Below are 5,598 nucleotides of genomic sequence, written 5' to 3'. Positions count from 1 at the left end.
CGGTTCCTCCCCGACAAGGCCATCGACCTGGTGGACGAGGCCTGCGCCATGATCCGCACCGAGATCGACTCCATGCCCACCGAGCTGGATGTGATCCAGAGAAAGATCATCCAGCACGAAATTGAGGAGGCGGCCCTGAAAAAAGAGAAGGACGCCCTCTCCCAGGAGCATCTGAAGGAGATCCAGAAGGAATTGGCCGAGATGCGGGAGCAGTTTAACGCCATGAAGGCCAAATGGGACAACGAAAAGGCTTCCATTGGCAAGGTCCAGAAGCTCAGGGAGCAGCTGGAGCAGTTAAACGGCCAGATTGAGAAGGCGGAGCGGGAATACGACCTGAACAAGGCCGCCGAGCTTAAATACGGCAAGCTCCCCGCCCTGAAAAAACAGCTGGAGGAGCAGGAATCCCTGGCCCAGAGCAGCAAGAAAGACTCCCTGCTCCGGGATAAGGTCACCGAAGGGGAGATCGCCCGGATTGTGGAGCGCTGGACCGGCATTCCTGTAGCAAAGCTGATGGAAGGGGAGCGGGAGAAGCTCCTCCACCTGGATGAGATCCTCCACAAACGGGTCATCGGCCAGGACGAAGCCGTCTCCCGGGTCACCGACGCCATCATCCGCTCCCGGGCCGGCATCCAGGACCCCAACCGTCCCATCGGCTCCTTCTTATTCCTAGGCCCCACCGGCGTGGGCAAGACCGAACTTGCCAAGGCCCTGGCCGAATGCCTCTTTGACGACGAGAAGAACATGGTCCGGATCGATATGAGCGAGTATATGGAGAAATACTCGGTCTCCCGCCTCATCGGAGCGCCTCCGGGATATGTGGGCTATGAGGAAGGCGGCCAGCTCACCGAGGCCGTCCGCCGCAAACCCTACTCCGTGGTCCTCTTCGACGAGGTGGAAAAGGCCCATCCCGACGTCTTCAACGTCCTGCTCCAGGTGTTGGACGACGGCCGGATCACCGACTCCCAAGGCCGCACCGTGGACTTTAAGAATACCATCATCATCCTGACCTCCAACCTGGGCAGCCAGTTCCTCCTCGACGGCATCGACAAGGACGGCAGCATCACCCAGGAGGCCCAGGATCAGGTGAACGAACTGCTCAAACGCTCCTTCCGGCCTGAATTCCTCAACCGGCTGGATGAGATCGTCTTCTATAAGCCTCTGACCAAGGCGGACATTACCCAGATCATCGACCTGCTGGTGAAGGACTTAAACGAGCGCCTTGACGACAAGCAGCTTTCCTGCCAGCTCACCGAGGAAGCCAAGGACTTCATCATCGACAGCGCCTACGATCCTGTCTACGGCGCGCGGCCTCTGCGGCGGTTTGTCCAGCATCATGTGGAGACCCTCATCGGCCGCCAGATCATCGCCGAGGACATCCAGCCCGGCAGCCGGATGACCATTGATTTCAAGGATGGCAAGCTGACGGTGGAGGTCATCCCCCCGGCGCCTCTCCAAACCACCCAAATATAATCCCAAGCCGGGGTTATCCCCTTGGGTTGCTATAAAAAAAGCGCGATGCTTTCTGCATCGCGCTTTTTTTCTTTCTCAGGGGAATCAGCCTTCTCCGCCTTCGCCCAGCAGCTTGCTGGCGGCGGTGCAGTAGGTTCCCTCTACCTTCCAGGACTTGTCCTTGGAGCCTAAGTACTCGATCATCTCCAGTGCCTTTTCCATATAGGCTTCCTGGATGTACTGCCATACGTTGTAAGAGTTTGCCCCGGAGAAGTCCCGCTTCTGGAGGGATTTGGCAATGTTATCCATAAAGTCAAAGCCCATATTCACCTTGTTGATACCCATGGTTCCGGCTTTGGCAAGATCGGCATAGGGGACGCCGGAGCTGCCATGGACGACCAGGGGCAGGTTGCCTACCTCTTTTTTGATGGCTTTGATCCGGTCAAAGTCCAGCTTGGGGGTGGAGGTGTATACGCCGTGGGCCGTGCCTACCGCTACAGCCAGGCAGTCGATGCCGGTGCGCTCCACAAAGTCCTTGGCCATAGCGGGGTCGGTATACATGGAAGAACCGTCGGTGTCATATTTGGAGCCGGAGCCTACATGGCCCAGTTCCGATTCCACCGTCACACCCATGGAATGGGCGATCTTGGCCAGGATGGCGGTCTCTTTAATGTTTTCCTCATAGGGCAGGCTGGAACGGTCCACCATGACCGAGGTAAAGCCGGCGGTAATGGCCTGCATGATCTCCTCGGTGACCTCGTCAAAGCTCTTGTGGACGTCGCCGCCGTGATCCAGGTTCACCGCAACAGGAACTGCGGTTTGTTTTGCAATGTCCACCAGGTTGCGGCCGGTGACAACAATATCTTTGGTAGAGCCGACGCTCAGATCAATAATCATGGGGGAATTGAGCTTCTCCGCCGCTGCAATGGCAGCCCGGGTGTCAATTTCACAGAACACGTTGGGGGCGATGACAGCGTAATTGCCTGTGCTTGCCCGATCCAGAATTTCCTTCATGGTGACTAACATAGTGCTACCTCCCTAAAAATGATAATGACTTTACATATATTGTAGCCTCCCCGCCGGCACCCTGTCAAGAAAATTCCCTTCGTCCCACCAAAGCGGGAACAAGTACCACTCCTGCGGAGGGCAGGTCGCGGCTCTAGCGGGCAGCAAGTCGCGCCCTAAGTTTTATTTGTGACACTGCCGCGTCTCACGCGCGCCTAGCGGCGGGCATGACGCGTCTTCGGTTTTATTCACAACACTGCCGCGTCGCACGCGGTTTTGTTGCGATTGACACATAAACGCGATGTCCTCCGGCGGCAGCTGGCGCGACTTGGCTGCGGCGACTTGCCGCCCGCCCAGTAGCAGCCCCTCATGCCGGGGCGGGCACATCCTTTTCTCTCAAGAAAAGGATGCAAAAGTGATCCAAGGGGGCTACCCCCTTGGATATCCCCCTGATGAGGCTCGCTGCTTTCCCGCCAGTATGGGCGGCGATTTTTCCTCGATTCGCGGGGGCGGGACCTGAGGGAGTCCCCCGCTCAATTCGAAAAAATCGTCGGCTACCGCCGAAACCGCCCACGCTCCTAGCGGAGGGCAGATCGCGCCCTTGACCTCGTTTGAGACACCGCCGCGACACACGCGACCTAAATTACGCACAGCGCCACAGCGCGACTTCCTCCACCGGTAGGTGGGCCCCTCCCGGGGCGGGACGACGCGCTCTTGGCCTAGCCAAAACCACCGCCGTGTTGCCCGCAGTTGAGTTGCGATTGACACACAAACGCGATATCCTCCAGCGGCAGCTGGTCCCGGGATGGTCCAAAAAATCGTCGGCTGCCGCCGAAACCGCCCACGCTCCTGCGGAGGGCAGATCGCGCCCTTGACCTCGTTTGTGACATTACCGCGTCTCACGCGCGCCTACCGGCGAGGATGCCGCGCCTTGAGTTCTGTTTGAGACACCGCCGCGTCGCACGCGCTTTTGTTATAAACGAGGTCACAGCGCGATATCCCCCACCGGTAGGTGGTGGCTGCGGGCACTGCCCGCCCGGTAGGTGAAGAAAACGGCCCCCAACATTGGGAGCCGGTTTCTTCACATTGTATTTAGTTTTATTTTCTCTTCTTAGAGAGAAGGATGCCGCCTACAGACACCGCTGCCAGCAGGACAACGCCTGCCATCAGGGAGCTGTCGCCGGTATCCGGGTTGAGCTTATCTCCGCTGGTGGAACCATTGGAGCTGCCGGATCCGCTGGTGGAGCCGCCGGAGGAGCTGGGCCAATCCCAGTCGCCGCCGCCCACCTGGTCCTCATTGGAGCCGGGGATATCCGCGGTGCCTTCCGGCGCCAGATAGGTGTCCGCCTCGGTGATCTCCTGGGTCGCGTCGGCGTCAGCAAAATATTTGCCGCAGCCTTCGCAGTACCAGTACTCAATGTTGCCGGGTTTTGCCGGAGTGGGCGCTACTGCCGGCACATGGGTCAGCTCATGGGTATGGGTGACAATTGGCTCATCGGTCACCTCGTCGCCGTTGACGGTAACATCGCCGTCGCCGGAGTTAGAGAAGGTAACGCCGTCAGGTACTTCGGTGAGTTCCAGGCTGCCCTGGAGCACTTCGATGGCGTCGCCATTCCTGGCGTTACCAGCGATAAAGGCCGAGATTTCTTCAGCAGTACCTACCTGATAAGAGGTGGCGCCGTCTACCGGGGTATAGCCGATAGCCGCAACATCAGCGGTGAGGAAATCAGTCGGATTGGCCTTAAACTCTCCGCCGGAAACCTGGATGGAGCCGGTAGGATTAGTTTTAAGCAGGGAACCCTGGACCTGGCCGCCGGTGATCTGGACGTCAGCCTGCTGGCCCACCTGGAATCCGCCGGTTACAACGCCGCCCTCCATGGTGACCTTGGGGGTGCCCACGTCATAGTCCGTATCCTGGGTGACCCGGACCACGCCGTTGACAGTGGCGCCGTCTTGAATGGTCACCTCGGATTTATAGTCTTCATCCCAGGTCAGGGCATAGATAGCCACAGCGCCATCCGCAGCATTGAGGGTACCGCCGGAAATGGTGGCTTCGCCCCAGTTTTGGAGGGCGCTGCCGCCGGTACCTTTGGTGGTAATGGTGCCGCCGGTGATGTTCATGACGCCTTCGTCGTCATTTTTCAGGACGATGAAATTGCTCTCCATAGTGCCGCCCTTGACATTGAGGGTAGCCCCGATGTTCCGCAGCAGGGAACTATAATAGGATCTGCTGATGATGGAACCGCTTTCCACCGTCATGGTGCCGTGGTTATCCACTACATACCAGGAGTTGCCGCCATTGTTGGTGGAGCTGGAGCCCGCCTCATGGGAACGGGTCAGGGTAGGGCCGTTCAGGGTGGCGTTGCCTCCGGCGTTGTTGACCAGGGCGCCTCTGCCATGGGAAATGTTATCCACAGTACCGGTGCCGGTCAGTGTCAATGTGCCGTTGTTGGTGATGGTGTGCTTACCCTCAGTGTTTGTCAGAGTAAAACCGCCCAGATTCAAGGTCACGCTGGTGCCTGCGGGAATGGTAATGCTTTCAGCCACATTGTCCAGCAGTGTTACGGTTTTGCCGTTGGCGTTATTGATGGCTTCCTGTACTGAGGTATAGGAATCGCCGCCTTCTACAGACGCTACCTCGCCCACAGCAAAGGCTGCCATAGGAGCCATGGCGAAGACCAGGACAACAGCCAGGAACACGCCCAGCCATTTTTTTGCTTGCCGAGTCATGATCTGTTACATCCTTTCTTTTCTTTTTTCTTTGTTGTTTGATTTCCAATCCTTTTTGATGACAAATTTATAATTTAGTTATAAATTTGTATCTATTATGTTACCATTTTTCCACAAAAAAATCAAGCCATTTTCATTGACTTTTCCTTATTGATCCCTTACAACTTGTATTCCCCATGCGCCTGGCGGCGGGCATGACGCGGCCCTAGCGGGCAGCAAGTCGCGCCCTAAGTTTTATTTGTGACACTGCCGCGTCACCCGCGACTAGGTTACCCATTGCGCCACAGCGCGACTTCCTCCACCGGCAGGTGGTCCCCTCCCGGGGCGGGAAGACGCGCCCGGAGTTTTATCTGCGACACTGTCCGCGATGCCCGCAGCTGCGTTGCGATTGACACATAAACGCGATATCCCCCA

The 5,598-nt window shown here is 57.7% G+C and carries 3 protein-coding genes; 1 reads left to right on the top strand and 2 read right to left on the bottom strand.

Annotated elements, in window-relative coordinates; translation table 11 throughout:
• Positions 1-1,470: AAA family ATPase (locus ACZ25G_RS09250; protein WP_463682253.1), on the top strand; the 1,470-nt coding region annotated here is incomplete at its 5' end.
• Between the two features lie 84 nt (positions 1,471-1,554).
• Here the strand turns inward: ACZ25G_RS09250 and ACZ25G_RS09245 are convergent.
• Both ACZ25G_RS09245 and ACZ25G_RS09240 read right to left on the bottom strand, forming a co-directional pair.
• A complete protein-coding gene (locus tag ACZ25G_RS09245) occupies positions 1,555-2,475 on the bottom strand; it encodes a class II fructose-bisphosphate aldolase (protein WP_342682200.1) in 921 nt (306 codons plus the stop codon).
• 1,077 nt (positions 2,476-3,552) lie between these two features.
• Positions 3,553-5,184 (bottom strand): hypothetical protein, encoded by a 1,632-nt coding sequence (locus ACZ25G_RS09240; RefSeq protein ID WP_463682252.1) that lies wholly within the window; start codon positions 5,182-5,184, stop codon positions 3,553-3,555.
• Positions 5,185-5,598 lie beyond the last annotated feature (414 nt).

The organism is Zongyangia sp., from assembly GCF_965361945.1.
This window is presented reverse-complemented; position numbering and strand designations above follow the sequence as displayed.

Excerpts from the sequence above, each read along its gene's own strand:
- ACZ25G_RS09245 (WP_342682200.1), bottom strand. The coding sequence starts at position 2,475 with ATGTTAGTCACCATGAAGGAAATTCTGGATCGGGCAAGCACAGGCAAT.
- ACZ25G_RS09240 (WP_463682252.1), bottom strand. The coding sequence starts at position 5,184 with ATGACTCGGCAAGCAAAAAAATGGCTGGGCGTGTTCCTGGCTGTTGTC.